The organism is Sphingobium agrisoli, from assembly GCF_041877245.1.
In the GTDB taxonomy this organism is placed as follows: Bacteria; Pseudomonadota; Alphaproteobacteria; order Sphingomonadales; family Sphingomonadaceae; genus Sphingobium.
In genome coordinates, this window is record NZ_JBHDJI010000005.1 from 191,191 (window position 1) to 213,653 (window position 22,463).

Below are 22,463 nucleotides of genomic sequence, written 5' to 3' on the forward strand. Positions count from 1 at the left end.
AGCCGGGGCATTCCCCGGCTCCTCTCGTTCCTGCCCTACCAGGCTTTCCGGCAATTAACTGGCCATTACGGCGCCACGATCCAGCCGCCATCGACCTTCAAAGTCTGACCGGTGATCCAATCCCCAGCCGACGAGCAAAGGAGCAGGAGAGCGCCGACCAGTTCATCCGGTTCGCCCTGAACGCGCATGGCCACGGTGTTCTCGAGCATCGTGCGGAAAGGCGAGCCCGGCGGCGTAAGCGATGCGCCGGCATCTGAATTGGTGTTGCCGGGGGCGATCGCGTTGACGTTGATGCCCTTGGGGCCAAGCTCGTAAGCCATGGCCGTGGTCAGGCCAACCAGCGCCAGCTTGGCGATGCCGTAGAGGGTCTTGGCTGGGTAGGCGCCCCCTGAGCTCTGATTGACAATCTTTCCGCCGCCACGCTCGATCATCATCGGCGCCACCGCCTGAATGCAGTTCAGCGCGCCGGTAAGGTTTACATCAAGGGTGCGGTTCCACTTATCAAGCGGCGTGGTCAACAGCGGTTCATAGCTCAATTCGGTCATCAAGGCGGCGTTGTTGACAAGAATGTCCACACCGCCAAACTTGGCCTTGGCATCGTCCGCCATGGCAGCAACCGACACCGCGTCGGCGATATCCACCTGCACCGAATGGGCCTTGCCGCCCGCAGCCAAGATTTCCTCGGCAACACTAGCCGCGCCTTCACCGCGCAGATCCGCCACGACGACCGAGGCGCCAGCTTCCGCCAGCGCCATGGCATAGGCCCGTCCGATGCTGCGGCCCCGCCCCCCGGCGCCGGTGACGATCGCCACCTTACCATCCACGCGATATGAATCGATCTTAAAGGTCATCCGAGTCCGCTCCTTCGTCCGTTCTTTCTCCCAAGGTGCGCGGAACCCGGCGAAACGACAAGCTAAAAATTGACGACTCCGTCAATCAAGGGCAAATCAGCTCAATGAGTGCGATTCGGCGGCGAAGGGGAGGAAAAATGGAAATCGAACAGGGAATGTCCGCCATTGTGACGGGAGGCGCTTCCGGGCTGGGCTGCGCTAGCGCGCGGGCTCTGGCGGCGGCAGGGTTCAAAGTCGCGATCTTCGACATCAGTGAAGAAGCCGGAGAAGCAATCGCGCAAGAGATCGGCGGCGTTTTCTGTCACGTCAACATTCTCGACGAAGCGAGTGTGGAGGCCGGTTTCGCCAAGGCACGGGCGGCGCATGGCCAGGAACGGGTTCTGGTTCATTGCGCTGTGGTCACCGGCGGCGGCAAGACGCTGAGCTGGGACAAGGCCAACAGCCGGTACAAGCGTACCCCGACCGATCAAATCGCTCTGGCAGCCGACGGGATCTTCACAGCCACCTATCGCATTGCCTCGATCGCGGCGCTGGGCATGGCCAATTCCGATGCCATGAACGAAGACGGCGAACGTGGCTGCCTGATCTTCACGTCGTCGGCGGCTTCACAGGACGGTCAGGTTGGCCAAGTCGCCTATGGCGGCGGCAAGGGTGCGGTAAATGCGATGGTCTTGCCCATGGCGCGTGATCTCATGGACGTTGGCATTCGCGTCAATGCCGTCCTCCCCGGAATTTTCGCCACGCCCCCGATGCTCAAGGTTCGCGAATACAACGAAGCCGTGTTTGACGGTCTGGGCAAGTCGGTTCCCTTCCCCAAGCGCCTGGGAAAGCCGGAAGAATTCGCCAGCCTCATTCTGGAGCTGATCCGCAACTCCTACTTCAACGGACAGCTGATCCGCATAGACGGCGGCATCCGAATGCCACCCAAGTAAAGCGGGCCTGAATGGACCGCCGAGACCTTCCGGTGGTCGCCCCACCCTACCCCGCCCGCCCGGCACTTCCAAGCGGATTGAACTGAGAGATCAGATGACCGTCCAGATCAATGCAGTCACCACTCTTGAGGTCGATAACCGGATCGCCGTGATGGCGATCGACCATCCGCCGGTAAATGCCTTGTCGGCGGTCGTTCGGCAGGGGTTGGCCGAAGCCGTAACCCGGTTGCAGGCAGATTCCAACGTGGATGCGATCGTCTTGCTCTGCGGGGGACGGACCTTCTTTGCTGGGGCCGATATCACAGAACTGGGCAAGCCGGCGGTCGAGCCGACGCTGCGCCAGCTGCAGCTTGTGATCGAGAATTCTACCAAGCCTGTCATCGCTGCCATTCACGGGACTGCGCTGGGCGGGGGCCTCGAACTCGCCATGGTCGCCCACTACAGGGTGGCGGTGCCGTCGGCCCGATTTGGCTTGCCCGAGGTCAATCTCGGGATCCTGCCAGGCGCAGGCGGGACGCAACGGCTGCCGCGTCTGGTCGGTGTGCCCAAGGCGCTTGAGATGGTAACGAGCGGGAGCCAGATTGGCGCCGCCGAGGCCGCCGCGACCGGGCTTGTCGATGCCTTGGCGGAGGAAGGCCGACTGCGGGAAGATGCCCTCGCCTTTGCACGCCGGATCGTGGCCGACAATCTGCCACTGGTGAAAGTGCGCGACCGGCGCGACCGCCTCGACGAGGCCCTGGCCGATCCGGAACTCTTTGCGAAATTCCGCAAGGCCAATGAGAAGAAGTTTCGCGGGTTCAAGGCACCGGAAGCCAACATTCGCTGCATCGAGATCGCTGTGTCCGAGCCGTCCTTTGACGCGGCGCTGCAACAGGAACGCGCGCTGTTCGACTCGCTGGTGTCCGACAGTCAGTCGGCTGCCCTGCGTCACGTCTTCTTTGCCGAGCGGGACGCGGTAAAGCTGCGCGACGTGCCGCCCGACCTGGCCATTCCCCCGGTTGCGTCATTAGCTGTGATCGGCGCAGGCACGATGGGCGGCGGCATCGCCATGAACTTCCTCGCCGCCGGCATGCCCGTCACGCTCGTGGAAACGAACGAAGCAGCGCTCACCCGCGGGGTCGAGGCGATCCGGCGCAACTATGAAGGCGCCGTCAGCAAAGGCAAGCTCAAGCCTGCCGAGCTTGAGGCCCGCATGGCTCTGATCAACCCTGCTCTCGATTTTGCGGCTGTAAGCCAGGCAGACCTGATCATCGAAGCTGTCTTCGAATTGATGGAGGTAAAGCACGAGGTTTTCCGGAAGCTCGACGCCGTGGCCAAGCCTGGGGCGATCCTGGCCTCAAACACGAGTTACCTTGACATCGAAGCCATTGGCAGCGTCACCAGCCGCCCGGATCACGTGCTCGGCCTGCACTTCTTTTCGCCCGCAAACGTGATGAAGCTGGTCGAGGTGGTTCGCACCAGTAAGACCGCCCCGACCGTGCTGGCTGCGGCCATGGCAGTGGTCAAGCGGATCGGCAAGTTGGGGGTCACGGTCGGCAACGGGTTCGGTTTCGTCGGCAATCGCATGCTCTTTGCCCGCAGCGCTCAGGCCGATCAGCTCATACTTGACGGCGCCACCCCATGGGCGGTGGACAAGGTGCTGTATGACTTCGGCTTTCCGATGGGCCAATACCAGATGCGCGATCTGGCCGGGCTTGATGTCGGCTGGGACCGGACCCAGTCCCGCTCGGCCACAGTGCGCGAGATCCTCAACGAGATGGGCCGCCACGGACAGAAGTCCGGCGCTGGATACTACGATTACGATGACAACCGGAAGGCCGTGCCTTCGCAAGTGGTCATGGACGTGGTCGAGGGCTTTGCGGCGCGGCAGGGCATCGCTCGTCGTGAAGTGGCCGAGCAGGAAATTGCTGACCGCATACTCCTCGCGATGGTGAATGAGGGCGCGCGTATTCTTGAAGAAGGCATCGCGCGGTCCTCTTCCGACATCGATGTGGTTTGGCTCGCCGGATATGGCTGGCCCCGCTATCGCGGCGGTCCGATGTTCTGGGCGGACCTGCAGGGCATTGCTCAAGTTCGCGACAAGCTTGCCGCACTGGCGGACAAGCATGGAGACGCTTTCGAGCCTGCCAGGCTGATCGAAGAACTGGCCGTCCAAGGCGCTCGTTTCCAGGATGTCGTTGGCGGCCAAATCCAGAAGCAAGCACACGCATGAGTTCCGGACTGACAGGGTGGCAGGCCGTTGCCCAGCCCGGTCAGGGAATCGAGGGAATTCGGATCCAACAAGTTCCGGTGCCTGTGCCGGGACCGGGCGAGGCACTGGTCCGGATTCGCGCCGCCAGCCTGAACTATCGCGACCTGCTGGCGTTACGTGGCCGGTTGCCGGGCATGGAGCAACGCAGCGATTACGTTCCGCTGTCATGCGGCTGCGGCGAAGTTGTTGCTGTGGCTCCAGATGTTTCCAGGGTCGTAACAGGAATGCGCGTCGCTCCGATCTTTGCCCTGGGCTGGATCAGCGGCGGATTTGAAACGCTGACCGATGCGCATCTTGGTGGTCCTGTCGATGGCACCGCCACCGAGTTTGCAGCGTTCCCGGCGGAGAGCCTTGTTGCCATCCCTGACACAATCAACGATCTGGAGGCTGCGACCCTGCCTTGTGCCGGCGTGACGGCATGGAGTGCACTGCATCTCGCCCGACGGGTGGGTGCTGGCGACCTGGTCATCCTTCAGGGCACCGGCGGCGTATCGATCGCCGCACTTCAGTTCGCCAAGGCAGTCGGGGCGCGGGTCGCAATCACGTCATCATCAGACGAGAAGCTGGCGCGCGCACGGTCGCTTGGGGCCGACTTCTGCGTGAACTACCGACGCGAGCCAGACTGGGCCAGCGCTATTCGTAACCTCGTCGGTCGCGGCGGGGATCTGCTGATCGACGTCGTTGGTGAACAGGGTCTGGAACAGGCCGTCGCCGGTTTGGAAGAGGACGGGGTGATTGCGGCGGTTGGCTTGCTCGGCGGCGTTCCCTCATGGCAGTCTCAGGCCGCCCGCCGCATTGTGCCCGTGATGACAGGTAACCGCGACACCTTTGAAGCCATGCTACGCACTATCGAGGCACACCGGATGCACCCGGTCGTGGATCGGATCTATCCGCTGAGGGAGCTTGCCGGAGCGATGCGCACGCTCGAATCCGGAGAATTCTTCGGAAAGATTGGGATCAGTTTTCCGTGAAAGGGCTGAACGGCGAACACTGAATGCTCGTCGGAGGATATCGCCCGGCAAGTGGAAGGAAAAGGTAATGAGTTGGGTCAATCAGGACAAGACCGCGATAGTGGGAATCGGGGCGACCGATTATTACGTGCGCGGACACAGCTATCCGCGCACGGTGTATGAAATGGCTGCCGAGGCTATCCTCAAGGCTTGTGACGATGCAGGCATTTCGATCAAGCAGGTTGACGGGATCGCGTATTATTCCGGCGCCGGCATGGGGTATACTGGCAAGTTCGACTCCGCCATGCTCATGGAAATGCTGGGCATGCCCCACATCTCGTTTACCGCGTCTGTAACCTCGGGCGGCGGCGGCTCGGTAGGCGCTGTCGGGCTGGCCACCGCCGCGCTCATGAATGAAGACTGCAAATACTGCGTAACCGTGATGGGCTTGCAGCAGTTGCCCCAGTCCCGGCTGGGCACAGTCTTTGGGAAGATGAGCCCGGACCCCGAAAACAGCTTTCTTCAGCCCAGCGGACTGGTTGGTCCCGGGCACCTCATCGGCGTGCTGGCCCGGCGGCACATGCATCTTTATGGCACCACCCAGGAAGCCTTCGGCGAGGTGGCAATCGCGACGCGGCTGCACGCAATGAACCGGCCCAAGGCAATCCGCCGTAAGGAACTTACCCTCGAAGACTACATGGCCTCGCCCGTTCTTGCCGATCCGCTGCGTCGGCTTGACTTCTGCCTCGAGTCAGACGGTGCCGTTGCTGTCATCACGACCACGGCGGATCGTGCGCGCGACTGTCGCCAGAAGCCAGCCTATGTCCACGCCGTCGCCCATGGCGCGCAGCGTGAATGGGGCCGTGCGTTCACTTGGTACGGGATGCCCGACCCCTATTTTGCCAGCTCTGGCCATGCTTTCACAGCTGGCCGGATCTGGGAACAGTCAGGTCTCGCGGCCGAGGACATGGACGTCGCGCTGCTCTACGATCACTTTACCCCGATGGTGCTGATGCAGCTGGAGGACTACGGTTTCTGCGAAAGAGGCGAAGCCAGCGATTACGCCTTGGCGGGGAAGCTGCGCTTTGATCCGGCGACCGGCCGCGGCGTCAACGGCGGCACCCCGGTCAACACGCATGGTGGCAATCTGAGTGAGGCCTATATCATCGGCATGACCCACATCACCGAGGCAGTGGAGCAGCTGCGCGGTACGACTGTGAACCAGGTGCGCGATTGCAACTTTGCTCTGGTCAGCGGCGGCCCCGCCCCGCTCCCCGTTTCCAGCCTTATCCTGAGGAGTGCCTGAGATGACCGGTCAGATCACCTACGGCCCAGCACGCCTGCTTCCCGGCGAGCAGATCAGCATCACGACAAACCCCGCCACGGAGCCATTTTGGCAAGCGGCCAAGGACCACCGTCTGACGGCTTGCCAATGTGCCGAATGCGGCCACTTCCGCATGCCGCCGAGCCCGGTCTGCCCAGAGTGTTCGAGCTTCAAGGCCGATTTTCCCACTCTGCCCGGAACCGGCGAGGTGTTTAGCTTCGCGATCTGCAACCGGAACCCCGCCAACGGCGAGGAGTATGTCTACGTTCCCGTGGTGGTAGAACTTGACGGAGCGCCAGGCGTGCGGCTGATCGCCAACGTGACCGGCTGCGATGCCGAAGCGGTGCACATAGGGATGAAAGTCACGGTGGAGTGGACTCCCATCAACGACGGGTGGGTCCTGCCAAACTTCCGCAAAGCTTAGCGCAGTTACCGCGGGCGGTGGCTCTGTAGCTCGATCAGTTGGCCAAGCGCGGATGGCCCGGCCACAATCACATCCTGGTACAGGAAGCTCTGGGTCACCGCCGGCTCGGTTGCATCTTTGGGCTTGAACAGATCGAAGTTGAGCGACCGACCGGCAAGCTTCGACGCAAGGCGGGCTACCGCTTTTGCGACCTCCTGCACTTCGCCGAACGAGCGATATCGAATTCCGAAGTGCGGTATGCCCGATGGATTACCAACCGCCTTGCGCGTATATGCGCCTACAATGGCGGCGAGCTCGACATCCTTCCCAAGCAGTTCGCCAAGCCGTTTATCCAGCGCCTGATGCTCTTCGGTCATTTCGGAAACATAAAAGACGTTGTTGGCAGGATCGCAGTCGTCGGAACATGGATGTACCGCAAGGAAGGTCGGGCTGCCCGCAGCGCTGCGGAAGCCGGTATCGGTCACCGTCAGGCCGAGCGCTTGTGCCATTTCGATCGCCAGCTCACGCTCGCCGGGACGATAGACCGCCTCGACATGGTTGAGCATGCGGCCCTTGAAATCTGCAATCTTTTCCACGCTTGATCTCCTTCCGCCCCGAGAGGCGACATTGCTTGACATTATCGTCAGTTTGACATCGCGTACTGCGCCGGATTTACGCAGCCGAAATGCCGCCATTGACGCTGATCACCTGTCCCGTGAGATGCGATGCCAAAGAGCTCGCCAGAAACACTGCGGTCGGAGCGACATTTTCGGCCGAAGCCACGCCAAGGCGGGCACGTCCCTCGGCCTTCGCGAACAGTTTTCTTGTAAACTCGTCAGCCATCATGCGGTCGTAAGTCCGGGTCCCGCGAGTGATTGACGGGGTGACGGCGTTGACGCGGATCTGGTTGCGGGCAAGCTCCAGCGCGAGGGTGCGCACGAACATGACGTTGGCCGCCAAGCAGGCTCCGCTCACCGTTTCGCCGGGCGTCGCTATCTTGGCTGCGTCCGAAGCAAAGGAGACGATTGCGCCGCCGCCACGACCGATCATCTGTGGCGCCGCGCGTGAACAGCACTCGAGCAGACTGAAAAACAACCCTTGGGCAAACTTTTCCCAGTCTGCGCGATTTGTCTGCACAAATGGCTTGAGCGAAACCCCTTCGGACATGCAGGTGTGGACGAAGATGTCCAGCCCGCCCGCGGCAGCGGTCCGCTCGAACAGTGTATTTACACCCTGCGTGGTGTTGTAGTCGGCGGCCACGAAGTCGAAGCGGCAGCCGGGCGAAGCCTTGCTCAGTTCATCGATCATGGCCGCACCCGGCTTCTGCCGATCGTCCGTTGATGAAGACGCGCGCCGCACCGGCCTGGGCCAACAGCTCCGCAGTGCGAGCGCCCATTCCTGCAGTCGATCCCGTGACAAGAGCGACTTTACCCGCCAGAAGATCGGCTGCGAACATTGCTCACCCTTCTGTTGCAGCGGATCAGTTGATGACCCCGAGGCGGCGAAGTTCGGCGATGTCATCGACACCAAGCCCAATTTCGGCGAGGATAGCCTCGCTGTGCGCGCCATAGGCCGGTGCAGCCTTGAGCGGGCCGATTGGTCGCTCGTCGAATTGTGCGGGCGACGCTCCGCCCATGTACGCGCGACCGTCGTCAGTCTCTATCCGCGCAACGAAGCCGTTTTCGACCGCTTGCTCATCGGCGATCACTTCTGCCGGCGACTGTATCGGTGACCAGACCCCTTGGAGTGAGGCAAGCTTTTCCTTCCAATACGCAAAGTCCTGGGATGCAAATATCCCGTCCAGTTCGACAATTAGCGCCCGCCGATTGGCGTAGCGGGCGGCCTGGTCCTTGAATCGTTCATCTTCCAACCATTCGGGCCGGTCAAGATGGCGAGCGAGATCGGGCCACCATTGATCCATTAACAGACAAAGTGAAATCCAGCGACCATCACGGGTCTTGTAGTTGTTCATGATCGCATTGAAGGCATCGGCATGCTTTGGCTGAGGTCCTCGTTCCAGCCCCATCCCTGCCGCAACGATCGATTGCGACATCAGATAGATGCCGAAGAGATAAAGCGCATTGTCGACGATCGCGCCTTGGCCCGTGCGTTCACGACGGAATAGAGCAGCAGAGATTGCGCCTGCCAAGGTCGCGCCGCCGCCCAGATCGCCGACAGAGCCAGGCTGCATCGGTGGCTCACCGCCCTCCGGTGTCTGCATGTAGGCCGAGCCCGACCGGCACCAGGACGATGGATAGTCAAAGCCTCCATCGTTTGCCATCCTGCCCCGCAAGCCGTAACCGGTTCCACGGGCATAGATAATCCGTGGATTGATCGCGGTGACCTCCGCCGCATCGATGCCAAGCTTCGACCGGGCATCTGCCCGGAGGTTGGTGACGAACACATCCGCGCTAGTAATGAGCCGATGCAAGACCACTCGGCCCGCTTCTTGCGTCAGGTCCAGGGCAAGCGAACGCTTGCCGCGGTTGCCAGCCTCGAAAAACATGTTGAGGCCGTCACGACCTGAATTCGGGATCGCCAGATTCCGCCCGGGGTCACCACCACCGGTGGTGCGCTCGATCTTGATCACATCGGCGCCCCAGTCCGCAAGGATCATTGACGCAGCCGGAACGAACGTGTGCTCCGCAACCTCAAGTACCTTCACCCCATCCATAACGTCGTACATCGCCAATTTCCCATTTCATATACACGTCGGCTCGGTCAGTTTCGAAGGGGCCGACTTTCATTGGCGTAGCGGCTCGACAACTCGTGCTTGCGTACCTTGCCACTGGGCAATCTCGGGATTTCAGTCACAAACTCGATCGACCGAGGACACTTGAAATGAGCCAGGCGCTCGCGGCAGAATGTGATCAGCACGTCTGCGAGGTCGTCCGCAGGAACCACCCCTTTGGCGAGAACCACGATGGCCTTCACTTCTTCGCCAAACTCTTCATTCGGTACGCCGATCACCGCCAGATCGGCAATGAACTCGTGCATGGTCAAGACGTTCTCAACCTCTTGGGGGTAAATGTTCACCCCACCGGAAATGATCATGTTGCTCTTGCGGTCGACGAGAAAGAGAAACCCGTCCTCGTCAAGGTAGCCTATGTCTCCAGCGGTGAACCAGTCTGCGTCAAGAATGGCTTCCCGGGTCTTCCTGGCTTCATTGTGATATTCGAAGGGCACATCAAGGCGGAAATAGACCAGCCCCGTTTCTCTTGGGGGAAGATCCTTGTGGTCATCACCCAGTACCCGAACCGATCCGTTTACTGCCTGCCCGACCGTGCCGGGTCGCTCCAGCCATTGGGCGGTGGAGACCCGGATGAAACCACCTTCACTGGCGCCATAGAATTCCTCGATCACCGGTCCCAGCCATTCGATCATGCGCCGCTTGACTTCTGGCGGGCACGGCGCGGCGGCGTGGATCACCGCTTTCAGGCTCGACAGGTCATAGCGCCGGCGTACCGCCTCGGGCAGCTTGAGCATTCGAACGAAGTGGGTCGGTACGAAGAGCGCGTGCGTGACGCGGAACCGTTCGATTGCCGCCAGCACGGCTTCGGCATCGAACGACGGCATTATGACGCTGGTCCCGCCGAGAACCTGCGTGCCCATCACCCAGGCCAGGGGAGCGGCATGATATAGCGGGCCGGGTGAAAGAAAAACGGCATCCGCGTCTATCCCGTAGCCGTCGCGCATCAGCGCCTCGCCCGGTCCGGGGGCGCCGGCTGGCTGACTGCCAAGCGCACGCATGATGCCTTTGGGAGCACCGGTAGTACCCGAAGAATAGAACATTGCGGCACCTTCACGGTCGGACCGGGAAGATCGGGATGATGCAGCCGGAAGTGCCTGAAAGCGCCCAAATGGCTCACCCATGGACAAGCACAACTCCAGGCCTTCGAACCCAGTTACCGACGCTGTCGCCAGTTCCCGTAGACAGGGGCTGGCAATAACCGCACAGGCATCGCAATTGCGGATGATATAGGCGGTTTCGGCAGGTTGCAGGTGCCAGTTGATCGGCACATAGCGCAGACCCGAGCGGCGAGCAGCCCAGGCTGCAACGGCGTAGTCGAGGCCGTTTTCGAGCAGGATCGCAACCCTGTCCCCCTCGTCAAGCCGAGTGCGCAGACGATCGGCGAGAATGGACGAGCGGCTATCAAGCTCGCCGTAGGTCAGGATTTCGCCGTTCGTGCCCAGAATGGCGGACGGCTTGGCCGGATGCTTCCGGGCGGTGGCGAATATCCCTTCAGATGGCATGCCATGCCTCCCCGGCCCTGTCCGCGATGAACAGAGCGAGGCGGCGAGGCAGCAAGAAACTCATACCCGCTCCACCGCGAGGGCCAATCCCATGCCGACCCCAACGCAAAGCGTGGCCAGTCCGCGTCGGCCGCCGCTGGCTTCAAGCTGGTGTACAAGGGTAAGCGCAAGTCGGGCGCCGGACATGCCTAGCGGATGACCCAAGGCGATTGCACCGCCGTTGGGGTTCACATGTGGGGCATCGTCAGGAAGGCCAAGTCCGCGGAGGACCGCAAGCGACTGGCTGGCAAAGGCCTCGTTCAGTTCGATTGCGTCAAAATCGTCAATGGTCAGGCCAAGTCGTACCATGAGTTTTTGGCATGCCGGAATCGGCCCGACCCCCATGATGCGCGGTTCTACACCGGCTGATGCCATGCCGAGGATCCGCGCTCGCGGGGTGAGCCCGTGGATTCTGGCAGCCTCTTCGCTCGCTACGATCAGAGCTGCGGCACCATCGTTGATGCCGGACGAATTGCCCGCAGTAACGGTTCCCTGCGCGAACAAGGGCTTCAGCTTGGCTAAGGCCTCTGCGCTGGTGTCGCTCCGCGGATGTTCGTCAGCATCGACGTCCACCGTTTCGCCGCGCTTGCGGCCAAGGACCGTGACCGGCGTGATCTCGGCAGCCATGAATCCTGATTGCTGCGCAACGGCACAGCGCTGCTGACTGCGCAGGGCAAATGCGTCCTGGCTGTCACGGTCGATCCGGTGATCCACCGCAACGTTCTCACCGGTGCGGGGCATGGTCTCGGTCCCGTAAAGCGCGTCGAGCGCCGGGTTGACGAAGCGCCACCCCATCGTCGTGTCTTCGAGCTTCTGTTCGCGGCCGAACGCAGACGCACTCTTGCCGAGAACGAACGGGGCGCGGGTCATGCTTTCCACCCCACCAGCCAAGGCCAGAGCCATCTCGCCTGTGCCGATCGCTCGCGCAGCGGCGCCAACCGCTTCCAGCCCCGAGGCGCAGAGCCGGTTCAGCGTGACGCCCGGCACCTGACTGGGAACCCCGGCGAGGAGCAGGCTCATGCGCGCAACATTGCGGTTGTCTTCCCCTGACTGGTTGGCGCAACCATAGAAGACTTCCTCGATCGCGGCCGGATCAAGCCCCGGATTGCGGGCAAGCAAGGCCTTGATCGGAACGGCACCAAGGTCATCCGGGCGAATACCGGCAAGAGCACCACCGTAACGACCTATCGGGGTGCGGATGGCGTCGCAGATGAAGGCGTCAATCATGTCTTGGCTGTCCAGTGTTCTAAAGCATTCACAAAAGCGGCTTGTGCTACTTTGGAATCTGGTTGAACGGCACGCCCTTGTCCGGCCTGTGATCCTGGGGAAGGTCCAGAATGCGTTCGGCGATCGTGTTGAGCAACATCTCGTCCGACCCACCCGCCTGCCGCGCGGTAGGCACCGTCAACCAGCTGCCAACCCAGTCATTCGACCTGACGCCCCGATTCCATACCATTCCTGACGTGCCCCTTGCATCGAGCACGAATTCCGACAACCGCTGCCTTGCGCGGGCCGCAACAAGCTTGTTGATCGCGCCTTCCTGCCCAGGCTCGATGCCCAGGCCGAGCATCAGCTGGCCACGCGCCTGAATGGCACGAAGCCCGTTTTGCAGAGCATAGTTGCGGGCCACACGTTCCCGTACGCGCCCATCGTCAAGCAGTGAAACGCCATTCGCGTCGGGCTCGGCACTTTCCGCGACGAACAAGTCCAGTGCAGGGCCAAATCCAGCAGGATCCGATGCGTGATGCCGTTCGATCACCAGAGTTTCAATGGCGACCTTGAAACCGTCGCCGATCCGGCCGAGCCGCTGGGAGTCAGGCACCCTAACGTTGTCGAAGAAAACCTCGTTGACGTGATGCGAACCATCCGCAAGCTTGATCGGCCGCACGGTGACTCCGGCGCTGCGCATATCCACCCAAAAATAGGTTAGCCCCTTATGCTTCGCCACGGTCGGGTCGCTGCGGGCGACGATGATGCCGTAATCCGAATATTGTGCATAGCTGGTCCACAGCTTCTGGCCATCGAGATGCCACTCGCCGGTCGCCTCGTCGAATGACGCCCGCATGCGCAGTCCGGCAAGATCCGAACCTCCCGACGGTTCGGAAAAAAGCTGGCACCAGATCTCTTCGCCGCGCAGCGCAGCTTTCGCACGGTCCAGTACCCACTCCCCGGTGAGGTATCGCAAGACGATTGGCACGGGCATACCTAGGCTGACCGCAAAGTAGCCCGTCGGGAAGCCAAAGCGCATTTCCTCTTCTTCGAAGGCCACCTTCTCCAACGGCCCAAGCCCTTGTCCGCCATGCTCCTTGGGCCAATTGATCCCGGAATACCCGGCATCGTATTTAAGCGCCATCCAGGCACGACCCAGCGCCAGGTCTTCATCTTCGCTCAGCCCACGACGAGCTTCCTCGCCATAGCGGGGTGCATGCGATTCCAGCCAGGCGCGCGCCGTGGCACGATAGTGTTCGATATTGGTCTCAGTTGGCACGACGTAGCTCCCCGACGAGGTCATCTTCCCAGAACATGCTGTTACCGAACTCAAGGGCCAGCGTTCGCGCGCGGCGCTGGTGAAGGTGGAGGTCTGCCTCCCACGTTCCGCCCAAGCCCCCGAACACCTGCATGGCGTCGCGTGCCGCCATGTCGTAGGCGTCGATAGCCGAAATCCGCGCAGCCGCCGCAAATCTGGCAAAGTGCGGATCGTCGGCATGGTGCGCAGCATACTGGCAATTGCCGCGGGCCAGTTCGATCGCGGTATAATTTTCCGCGAGCCGGTGCTTGATCGACTGGAATGCTGCGAGCGGTTGCCCGAAGGCGCGCCGCTCCACCGCATAGCTACGCGCCCAGGCAAGCACCTCTTCGGCTCCGCCAACTTGTTCATGGGCGATCACCACGGCGAGCAGGCGAAGGATGGTCTTCGCCGCGTCGTGGCCGTGTCCAGTAAGCAATTCGGCCGAGGCTCCGTTGAAGGAGAGGTCAGCCGCGACCCGGCTGTTGTCGAACGTCGGCAGGATACGGCGCTCGGTTTCTGCTCCATTTAGGTCGGCCAGTACGAGGACCGGGCCCTCCGCTGAGGCCGCGAGGATCACGCCGACGTTACCGGCCGCTCCACCGGGCACCGCCTGCTTGGTTCCCGTGAGACGACCGTTGTCGAAGCGCACGGCCGGGACGTCTGGCAGCATGGCCCTGCCTTCGCTGAAGCAGATAACCCCCTTGGCCTCGCCAGCGGCCAAGCGCGGCAGCCAGGCGGCCTGCTGAGCCTCGCTCCCGAAACGCTTCAACGCTTCGACCACGCCGTAACCCGTCGTCAGGAACGGCGCGCCACAGGCTGCCTTCCCGCAGGCCAGCGCTACGATGCCCTGCTCCGACAGGCCGAGCCCTAAGCCGCCAAATTCCTCGGGCACAGCGATCGCGGTCCAGCCCTGCTCCACGCAGAGTTGCCAGAACCCTTCGTCGTATTGGCCTGTCGGTTCCAGAAGCTCTTTGAGTGCCGGGCCGGAAAACCCGGCCTTCAGGATGCGTTCGCACTCGTCTGCAATCTGGCGTTGCGCGTCGTCGTAAATCAGAGCCACTGCCCACTCCCAATATATCTGCAAACGCGACCGCCGCCGCTCGCACCTCAGCCGACATCCAAGGAATTTGACGCAATTGTCAATATATTTGACGCCGTCAAGCTACATTCCCCGGAATTCGGGCGGTCGGCGCTCACCAAAGGCGGTCACACCCTCCTGATAGTCGTCAGAGCGCATCAAGAGCGGCTGCATCGCAGCTTCATTTTCCAAAAAGCTGCAAAAGTCAGTGCTGGCTGCCAGTTCGTATTGGCGCTTGGCCATCTCCAGGGCCAGACCTGGTCCCCGTGCAAAGCCACGCGCCATTGCGACGGCGCGGTCCAGCACCGATCCCTCCTTCACGACTTCAAGCACGAGGCCAAGCGCGAGCGCTTCTTCGGCCCCAACGAAACGCCCCGAATAAGTTATCTCTTTCGCGCGCATGGATCCGACAATGCGCGGGAGCAACCAAACGGCGCCACCATCCGGCGCCAGAGCTGTCTTGTTGAAGATTTGCGAAAACCGCGCAGTCTGATCGGCAACGACCAAGTCGCACGACAGCGCATAGCTCCACCCCACTCCCATGCAAACGCCCGATACAGCGGCAATGGTAGGCTTCTTCAAGGTATAGATGGCCCGGCTAATGCGATGCAGACGTTGCATGCGATCAAGCGTGGCACGCACGCTGCGGCTGCCAAATTCGCCGACGTCCATCCCCGAACAGAAGTCCCCCCCGGCGCCGGCAAGAACCACGGCTCGCACGTCATCGTTTTCCCGAAAACCCTCGAACGCCTCCCAAAGCTGGACACGCATGTCTATTGTAATGGCGTTCTTCTTTTCGGGTCGGGCCAGCGTTACAACGGCTACCCCATCACTGATTTCAACTTCTACCGACATCTTGTCTCCCAGGGTAAATGTTCATCCTTGCGACACCGGCTAGTCATCCCGCCATTCGCGCACGCCGGATCCGGTCAGGCAGCTGCCCTGCGATTCCTTACCAGTCGGCCAGGTAACGCTCCCGTTTCTTCGCCGTCGCGATAGGACACGATGCCGTTGATAATGGTCGCACTGTAGCCGTCAGCACGTTGCACCAGCCGCTTTCCACCGGCCGGCAGGTCAAAACGCAACTCTGGCGCGTGTAGCTTCAGCCGCTCGTAGTCGATCACGTTGATGTCCGCGCGTAGCCCTTCAGCTAGGATTCCGCGATCCGTCAGTCCCATCCAGGCAGCGGTGTCTGCGGTCTGCATCTTGACCGCCTCGACCAGGCTCAGGCGCGGCCCTCTTGTCCGGTCCCGAGTCCAATAGCTCAACATGTAGGTGGGCAGGCTACCGTCGCAGATCGTGCCCATGTGGGCACCGCCATCGGACAGGCCGGACAGCGTGTACGGATGGAGCAGCATTTCCCGAGCCGGCTCAAGACTGAACTCGCAGTAATTGGCCATTGGGGTCAGCAGCAGGCGGGTCCCATCCTGTTCCAGCATGTGCTCCAGTGCCAGTTCCTGCGGCGAAATGCCGCGGCGACGGGCGATCGCCGCAACCGATTGGTCAGCCGTCTGTTCGTAGTCGGGCTCACCCTCAAGCAGGAACATTTCCTCGAAACGGGTCAGCAGGGCACGGTCGAAAACCACCCCCTGGCCTGGCTCTTCGGCCAGCAACACGGCCCGAAACTTGGGGTCCGCGAGGCGCGCCAGGCGCTCTGCACGGGGCAGGCCGGCTATCGCGGCATAGGAGGGATGGAGCACGAAAGGGTGGAGGGTCAAATCCAGCCCCATCAGCACGCCGACGGGTCGGCCGCCTACCTGCGCGCGCACCTGCAGCCCCTCACGGTTGAATTGCTCCAGTCGAGCCAACGCATCGCGCCAGGCAGAGGGATTTCCATGGGTCTGCGACAGCAAGTGTGACATCGGGCGACCTGACGCGCGCGTCATTTCGAGGAAACCGTCGAACTCGGGGTTGCCGACAACCTGCAGCACGCCGGCATCCGCATCCGCAAGCCCCATGGCAATTCCGACCAGTTCATCCGTGCTGGCGCTGAATGAAGGAGTCGGCTCGTTGGCCAGGGTCTTGTGTGTATGTGCACGCGAGGTCGAAAAGCCGAACGCGCCCGCGGCAATCGCTTCGCCGGTGATTTCCCGCATCCGGGCGATGTCTTCAGGCGTTGCGGTTTCCCGTCTGAAACCGCGCTCACCCATTACGTAGACCCGCAAGGCGGCGTGGGGCAGCATGGCACAGACGTCGACATCGAACTGGCGTGCGCCCACGGCATCGAGGTATTCGGGAAAGGTTTCCCAGTTCCACGGAAGCCCTTCGGAAAGCACTGGCTCCGGAATATCTTCCACCCCTTCCATGAGGCGTATCAGCATGTCCCGGTCGCCGGGGCGGCACGGCGCAAAGCCGACGCCGCAGTTCCCCATGACCACCGTGGTCACGCCATGCCACGAAGAAGGCTGCATCCTGCTGTCCCAGGTCACCTGCCCATCATAGTGGGTATGGATGTCGACGAAGCCCGGGGTGACGATCTGGCCAGTCGCGTCGATCTCCTCACGCCCTTGACCGTGCACACGGCCGACCTCGACGATGCGCCCCGCGTTCACCGCAATATCGCCCTCGAAGGCCGCAGCGCCCGTACCGTCGATAATCGACCCCCCACGGATGACCAGATCGTATTCGTGCGCGACGGTGTCGTTCATCGCCCTGCTCCTTCTCGCTCCGGCGTATTGCCGGTTTTGGCTCGCTGCCAAACCAAAGCATCGTCGTGCTCGACGCCGTCGACCAGATAGGGCTTGATCCGCAACTCCAGCCCCTCCTCACCGATGAACCTGTAAAGCCTCTCCTGCACACGTCTGACCATGCCCGGGTCGATGCCGGTCCAGAGATGGTGCCGGATCAGCGGTTGCGACTCCTCGATCTCGAACGTTCCGGCATAGCCGGCAAAACTTGCATAGGCCTCGACAAGTTCACCGGCCTGCTCGCCGCTGAGTGTTGCGCCGCGCAGGCCCGCGTTTGCCGCGTCACGCGGATTTCGAAAAACTTCAAGGGTTCGATAACGGGCCATGGTCTGCACCTGCACGAAGCCAGCAGGGTCGTAGGTCAGCAGCCCGACAGGTTGCTGGCCGAGCGGATGCTCGAGCAACCGACCAGCGCGAAAACGCTCCCAGCTCACAAGGCTCCACGTTCCGCAGAGCCGCTCGAAATCGGTTGGACAGGGCACAATAGCCTCCTGGACCGAACAACTCAGTCCTTACTTGACAAGTATGTCGATTCTCTTGAGAGAGGCAAGGACAAACTGGACCGTGGCATCGTGTTTCCCGTCCGGTCGGGCGGCACATAAGGCGTCTGGACGGGTGGCGGCCATCACGTCGTCCAGACAGATCCTCGCGATGTGTCAGGGGGTCTTGGGTAAAGGGGTGCGACAAGTGGCAGCAAACGAGATTCAGGTTCCTTCCTTTGCCATGCCCAGGGTGAGTTCGCTCTTGCGCAATCCCCGCCAGGAGGCGGATGCAGCAGCGAGCCCCCCACCCGCCAAGGCGGCCAAATCCGGTGCGGCGCCCTCGGTTCCTCCGCCGCCACCCTACCTGGATTCTGACGCTGCTTCGGTTTTTGCCTATCGCGAATGGATCGACACCTATTTCTATCCGCGAATTCTGGCCACGCAGCGCAAGACCTTCAACGTGACGATCGAACCCCATGTCCTGGCTGGGGTTCCGGTCGAGGTCATCGCCCCAGCAGACGGCGTGGCGCCGGAATGGGAGGGCCGTGTTCTGGTCAACCTCCATGCTGGCGGAATTACGTTCGGGGCACGGCTTTGCGGGCAGCTGGAATCGGTTCCTGTCGCAGCGCTGGCTCAGTGCAAGGTGGTGTCCGTGGACTACCGGCTTGCCCCGGAGCACAGACATCCGGCTGCTGCAGAAGACGTCGAGGCCGTACTTAGCGTCCTTGCCGACATTTACGGCGTCGGCTCTATCGGTCTTTATGGCTATTCGGCGGGAGCACTGCTTGCCACACAGGCCATCTACCGGCTGCAACAAGCGCGCAAGCCACTTCCCGGCGCGCTTGCGCTGCTGTTCGGCGGAGCGAGTTACTGGGGTGAAGGCGATTCTTCCACGTGGGCTCCGGCCATTTCGGGGCGCAGCATGCCGCCATGGGAAGAGCATCTCTATTTTCTAGGCCTTGACGGCCAGGATCCGGCAGTTTTCCCGATCCGGTCGGAAGAGTCGCTTCGCGCTTTTCCGCCATCGCTGCTGATGTCGGGGAGTCGCGACTTCGCGTTGAGTTCGGTCGTCCACATGCACTCGCGTCTGGTCAAGCTCGGGGTGCCCACCCAACTCAATGTGTGGGAGGGTGTGGCCCATGCCTTCTCCCATGATTTCCGCCTGCCGCAGTCCGCTGAACTGTTCGACGCGCTGATCGATTTCTTTGACAAACGTCTGAATCGTACGAAAGCGGCCTGATTTGGCCAAGCCCCGTCGCTGATTGTGCAGCCTGACCGGTGGGTGGATTGAGGGAGAGCAAAAAGGTGAGCAAACGGCTGCAGGAGACGCAGTTCATTGACTTCAAGGTCGATGGCGCTGTCGCTTACATAACCCTCAATCGTCCGGAGAAACGCAACTCGCTTAACCGGCCAATGATGATCGAACTGGAAGCGGCCCTGATGGAAGCCGACGACCGGACCGATGTAAGCGTGGTCGTACTGCAAGGTGCGGGGAAGGACTTCTGCGCCGGATTCGACCTCGTCACCACCTACAACGACGTCAAGGCGGACCAGTGCACTGCGCCTGAAGAGACCGTCAGCTACCGTACGCGGTTCGGCACTGTCGATGACGACAGCTGGCACCTTGAAGCGACGCAGCGCCACATGATGACGATCTTCGATCTTCACAAGCCGGTAATTGCCAAGGTTCAGGGCAACTGCCTTGCTGGCGGCACCGACCTCGTGTTTTTCTGCGACATGGTGATCGCAGCCGACGACGCGAAGATCGGCTTTCCCGCAGCACGTGCCAATGGGACGCCACCCTCGCACATGTGGACCTATCATCTCGGCCCACAATGGACCAAGCGCATCCTGATGACGGGCGATACGCTGCGGGGGCGGGATGCGGCACGAGTCGGTCTGGTGCTCGATGCCGTTCCCGCCGATCAGCTCGACGCCGAGGTCGAAGCTTTGGCACGGCGGGTCGCCCTCGTCGATCCGGAGATCCTCGCAACCCACAAACGCGTCGTCAACATGGCGCTTGAACTCCAAGGCGCGCGGACGCTGCAACGCTTCGCCGCCAGCCAGGACGCGATTGCGCATCTGGGGCGGGGGCCGAGGCGCAGCCAGTTCCGGCATGACATGGCCACAGCCGGTCTTCGGGAAGCCCTGCGCAATCGCGATGCACCGTTCGGTGACAGTTTTGCGCGTGCCAAGTGGTGGGATGCCTGAGGACGAGCCATGGCCGACATACTGATCGACGACGTCATCCCCGGTGTCCGCCGGCTCACCCTTAACCGGCCAGACCAGCTCAACGCTTTCACTATTGAGACATATGCAGAGCTGATCGACATTCTTCGGGCATTGAAGCACGATACGCAAATACGGGTCGTAATCCTGACTGGCAGTGGCCGGGCATTCTGTGCGGGTCACGATCTGAAAAGCTCGGGCGTGGCAAGATGGCTGGACAATCCCGAGCTTGGACCAACCTATCGCTCACGGCACCACATGACCGAAATGGCCTCGATACCTGTGCTAATGCACCAGTTGCCGCAGCCGGTGATCGCAGCAGTGAACGGCGCCGCAGCAGGAATCGGTTTCGCCCTGGCGCTTGCGGCAGACATGTGCATCGCGAGCAATTCGGCAAAATTCGTCAATTCCATCCACAATGTCGGGACAGGGCACGAGTTCGGCATGAGCTACCTGTTGCCTCGCGCAGTGGGTACGCAGCGCGCCGCAGAAATCCTGCTTACGGCGCGCCCGATCCTGGCGGACGAGGCAGAGCGCATCGGCCTGGTGCTGCGAACCGCTCCGGACGACCAGTTGATGGATGCCGCGCTGGAAGTGGCACGGAACATCCTCGCCAATGTCCCGCTCGGCGTTTGGCTGACCAAGCAGTCGCTATGGCTGAACCAATCTGCCGGCAGCCTCGACGCTGCGATCGAACTGGAATCCCGTGCCGTGTTCATGGCCCGCCACACCGAGGATACCGCCGAGAAGCGCCAGTCGTTCATCGAGAAGCGGCAGCCAGTGTTCCGCAACAAGTAACCGTCCAGCTACAAGACGGGGGCTCGCTCGGGCGCCCGCAGGAAAATGGGATCACAAGCATGACTACGCCCCCCGTTGAACGGATCGCGATCAAGGAAGGGCTTTTCGCAGGCCCGCTCGATAACATCGAGGACGTCCATCTTGCCGGCAGCAAGTGCCGCTCCTGTCAAGAAGTCGGCCTTGGTCAACTTGACGTATGCCCGAACTGCGGCGCCGACGATCTCGTTCCCGTGACCCTGGGCGACGTGGGCACCCTGTACACCTACACTATTGTCCGTCACCGGCCTCCAGGCAATTATCAGGGGCCGGCCGAATTCAAGCCTTTCGGGCTTGGTCTCGTGGAAGTCGACGGCGCAATCCGTGTCATGGCGCCATTGCTTCCTGCCATCAACGATATCCGGATCGGCATGGAGCTTCGCTTGCACCCCTATGTGCTGCGGACCACCGACACCGGGGCCGAAGTGGTTGCCTTCGCCTATGACGCGACAGGAGAGCAGAAGTGAGCAACGTCTACATCATCGGCGCCGGTTATCATCCCTTCGGACGTTTCGAGAAATCCTACCAGCAGATCGGGTCAGAGGCTGCTACCTCGGCGTTGAAGGACGCAGGCGTGGAATGGCGGGATGTCCAGGCCGCCTACATGGCGCGGATGTACTTGCCCGCTACCTCCGGCGCGCGGATTCTGCGCAGTCTGGGCGCCACAGACATTTCAGTGATCGACATCGAAGCCGCTTGCGCAAGCGGCGGCGCCGCCCTGCTGCAAGGCATGCTGGCAATCCGGGCTGGTGAAGCAGACCTCGTGCTAGTTGCCGGAACCGAGAAAATGCCGCGCGGGTTCATGGATCCTTCCATGATCTACAGCTCGTGGCAGATTGAACTCGGGATGTCGATGAACCCGGCTTATTGGTCGATGCGGGCCATGCGGCACATGCATGAGTATGGTACGACCCACGAACAGATTGCGATGGTTGCACACAAGAACCATCTCAACAGCGTCCACAATCCCATGGCCATGTACCAGAAGGAGTTCTCGATGGAGCAAATCCTGAACTCGCCTCTGGTCTGTGATCCGATCCGCCTGCTGGAGATTTGCGCACCCAATGATGGGGCCGCAGCTGTCGTGCTCGCATCGGAACGCAAGATGCGCCAACTGGGCGCAGATGGCATCCGCATCGCGGCAGCCGCACACACCATATCGCGCTATTCGTCGGATTTCCGCTGTCCGGCAGAGACGATGAGCGCGACGATGGACAACGACGGTCCTACCGAAGTCACGGCGGCGCGCGCCTTCACGACGGCCGGCTTCGGCATTGAAGATATCGATTGCTTCGAGGTTCAGGATACCGACGCCTTCTGCGAGATCGAGCTTTACGAGGAGCTGGGTTTGTGTCCGGTGGGCGAAGGCGGTCGGTTGGTCCAGGATGGTCACACCGCGATTGGTGGCAAGATGCCCGTCAACATGAGTGGCGGGCTAATCAGCAAGGGCGAACCGGTTGGAGCCTCGCATCTCGGGCAAATCGTCGAATTGGTGGCACAGCTCCGCGGAACCTGCGGCCCGCGGCAGGTAGAAGGCGCCAGGACTGCGCTCGGCCATGTGCTCGGCGCAGGGGGCAACTGCGCGATAACCATACTTCAGAAATAGATGGACAGCACCCGCAGCATCGGGTCGCCTGTGT

22 protein-coding genes are annotated in these 22,463 nt (G+C 61.7%); 10 read left to right on the forward strand and 12 right to left on the reverse strand.

The window, feature by feature from the left end:
* Positions 1-65: 65 nt before the first annotated feature.
* Complete coding sequence (locus ACETPF_RS10780; protein ID WP_373934473.1) at positions 66-851, reverse strand: SDR family oxidoreductase; 786 nt, start codon at positions 849-851, stop codon at positions 66-68.
* A 137-nt stretch (positions 852-988) separates the two neighbouring features.
* Here ACETPF_RS10780 and ACETPF_RS10785 point away from each other — a divergent pair, with 137 nt between their 5' ends.
* The 5 genes from ACETPF_RS10785 (at position 989) to ACETPF_RS10805 (ending at position 6,732) form a co-directional block, all read left to right on the forward strand.
* Positions 989-1,783, forward strand: coding sequence for an SDR family oxidoreductase (locus tag ACETPF_RS10785; RefSeq protein ID WP_373934474.1), 795 nt, complete (start codon positions 989-991; stop codon positions 1,781-1,783).
* A gap of 94 nt (positions 1,784-1,877) precedes the next feature.
* Positions 1,878-3,995 carry a 3-hydroxyacyl-CoA dehydrogenase NAD-binding domain-containing protein gene (locus tag ACETPF_RS10790; protein ID WP_373934475.1) on the forward strand — a complete coding sequence of 706 codons (2,118 nt, stop codon included), beginning with the start codon at positions 1,878-1,880 and terminating at the stop codon, positions 3,993-3,995.
* The gene (locus tag ACETPF_RS10795; protein WP_373934476.1) at positions 3,992-5,005 is read left to right on the forward strand and encodes a zinc-dependent alcohol dehydrogenase family protein; all 1,014 of its coding nucleotides are present in this window, start codon (positions 3,992-3,994) and stop codon (positions 5,003-5,005) included. Before ACETPF_RS10790 ends, ACETPF_RS10795 begins: the two co-directional genes overlap by 4 nt.
* A gap of 67 nt (positions 5,006-5,072) precedes the next feature.
* Complete coding sequence (locus ACETPF_RS10800) at positions 5,073-6,290, forward strand: thiolase C-terminal domain-containing protein (protein WP_373934477.1); 1,218 nt, start codon at positions 5,073-5,075, stop codon at positions 6,288-6,290.
* Between the two features lies 1 nt (position 6,291).
* The gene (locus ACETPF_RS10805) at positions 6,292-6,732 is read left to right on the forward strand and encodes a Zn-ribbon domain-containing OB-fold protein (protein ID WP_373934478.1); all 441 of its coding nucleotides are present in this window, start codon (positions 6,292-6,294) and stop codon (positions 6,730-6,732) included.
* A 5-nt stretch (positions 6,733-6,737) separates the two neighbouring features.
* On the opposite strand, the gene ACETPF_RS10810 is transcribed toward ACETPF_RS10805, so the two are convergent.
* The 11 genes from ACETPF_RS10810 to ACETPF_RS10860 all read right to left on the reverse strand — a co-directional run bounded on the left by ACETPF_RS10810 (position 6,738) and on the right by ACETPF_RS10860 (position 17,760).
* Complete coding sequence (locus tag ACETPF_RS10810; RefSeq protein ID WP_373934479.1) at positions 6,738-7,307, reverse strand: hypothetical protein; 570 nt, start codon at positions 7,305-7,307, stop codon at positions 6,738-6,740.
* Positions 7,308-7,383: 76 nt separating this feature from the next.
* The gene (locus ACETPF_RS10815) at positions 7,384-8,019 is read right to left on the reverse strand and encodes an SDR family NAD(P)-dependent oxidoreductase (protein WP_483475728.1); all 636 of its coding nucleotides are present in this window, start codon (positions 8,017-8,019) and stop codon (positions 7,384-7,386) included.
* On the reverse strand, positions 8,009-8,167 hold the full coding sequence (locus ACETPF_RS10820; protein ID WP_373934481.1) for a KR domain-containing protein: 159 nt from the start codon (positions 8,165-8,167) through the stop codon (positions 8,009-8,011). Before ACETPF_RS10820 ends, ACETPF_RS10815 begins: the two co-directional genes overlap by 11 nt.
* A gap of 24 nt (positions 8,168-8,191) precedes the next feature.
* Positions 8,192-9,397 (reverse strand): CaiB/BaiF CoA transferase family protein, encoded by a 1,206-nt coding sequence (locus ACETPF_RS10825; RefSeq protein ID WP_373934482.1) that lies wholly within the window; start codon positions 9,395-9,397, stop codon positions 8,192-8,194.
* A gap of 35 nt (positions 9,398-9,432) precedes the next feature.
* Complete coding sequence (locus tag ACETPF_RS10830) at positions 9,433-10,965, reverse strand: AMP-binding protein (protein WP_373934483.1); 1,533 nt, start codon at positions 10,963-10,965, stop codon at positions 9,433-9,435.
* Between the two features lie 60 nt (positions 10,966-11,025).
* Positions 11,026-12,231, reverse strand: coding sequence for a 3-oxoadipyl-CoA thiolase (pcaF, locus tag ACETPF_RS10835; protein WP_373934484.1), 1,206 nt, complete (start codon positions 12,229-12,231; stop codon positions 11,026-11,028).
* 46 nt (positions 12,232-12,277) lie between these two features.
* The gene (locus tag ACETPF_RS10840; protein WP_373934485.1) at positions 12,278-13,492 is read right to left on the reverse strand and encodes an acyl-CoA dehydrogenase family protein; all 1,215 of its coding nucleotides are present in this window, start codon (positions 13,490-13,492) and stop codon (positions 12,278-12,280) included.
* The gene (locus ACETPF_RS10845) at positions 13,482-14,573 is read right to left on the reverse strand and encodes an acyl-CoA dehydrogenase family protein (RefSeq protein ID WP_373934486.1); all 1,092 of its coding nucleotides are present in this window, start codon (positions 14,571-14,573) and stop codon (positions 13,482-13,484) included. Before ACETPF_RS10845 ends, ACETPF_RS10840 begins: the two co-directional genes overlap by 11 nt.
* Positions 14,574-14,675: 102 nt before the next feature.
* Positions 14,676-15,446: an enoyl-CoA hydratase/isomerase family protein gene (locus ACETPF_RS10850; RefSeq protein WP_373934487.1), complete on the reverse strand. Its 771-nt coding sequence runs from the start codon at positions 15,444-15,446 to the stop codon at positions 14,676-14,678.
* 74 nt (positions 15,447-15,520) lie between these two features.
* Positions 15,521-17,239, reverse strand: coding sequence for an N-acyl-D-amino-acid deacylase family protein (locus ACETPF_RS10855; protein WP_373934488.1), 1,719 nt, complete (start codon positions 17,237-17,239; stop codon positions 15,521-15,523).
* The gene (locus ACETPF_RS10860) at positions 17,236-17,760 is read right to left on the reverse strand and encodes a lipocalin-like domain-containing protein (RefSeq protein WP_373934489.1); all 525 of its coding nucleotides are present in this window, start codon (positions 17,758-17,760) and stop codon (positions 17,236-17,238) included. The genes ACETPF_RS10855 and ACETPF_RS10860 overlap by 4 nt, the downstream gene beginning before the upstream one ends.
* A gap of 133 nt (positions 17,761-17,893) precedes the next feature.
* Between ACETPF_RS10860 and ACETPF_RS10865 the strand changes: the two genes are divergently transcribed.
* The 5 genes from ACETPF_RS10865 to ACETPF_RS10885 all read left to right on the forward strand — a co-directional run bounded on the left by ACETPF_RS10865 (position 17,894) and on the right by ACETPF_RS10885 (position 22,429).
* On the forward strand, positions 17,894-19,000 hold the full coding sequence (locus tag ACETPF_RS10865) for an alpha/beta hydrolase (protein WP_373934490.1): 1,107 nt from the start codon (positions 17,894-17,896) through the stop codon (positions 18,998-19,000).
* A 65-nt stretch (positions 19,001-19,065) separates the two neighbouring features.
* Positions 19,066-19,971 (forward strand): crotonase/enoyl-CoA hydratase family protein, encoded by a 906-nt coding sequence (locus ACETPF_RS10870; protein WP_373934491.1) that lies wholly within the window; start codon positions 19,066-19,068, stop codon positions 19,969-19,971.
* 9 nt (positions 19,972-19,980) lie between these two features.
* On the forward strand, positions 19,981-20,787 hold the full coding sequence (locus ACETPF_RS10875) for an enoyl-CoA hydratase/isomerase family protein (RefSeq protein ID WP_373934492.1): 807 nt from the start codon (positions 19,981-19,983) through the stop codon (positions 20,785-20,787).
* Positions 20,788-20,846: 59 nt separating this feature from the next.
* Positions 20,847-21,290, forward strand: a complete 444-nt coding sequence (locus ACETPF_RS10880) for a Zn-ribbon domain-containing OB-fold protein (protein WP_373934493.1) — start codon at positions 20,847-20,849, stop codon at positions 21,288-21,290.
* A complete protein-coding gene (locus tag ACETPF_RS10885) occupies positions 21,287-22,429 on the forward strand; it encodes a thiolase family protein (protein ID WP_373934494.1) in 1,143 nt (380 codons plus the stop codon). Before ACETPF_RS10880 ends, ACETPF_RS10885 begins: the two co-directional genes overlap by 4 nt.
* Positions 22,430-22,463: the final 34 nt, after the last annotated feature.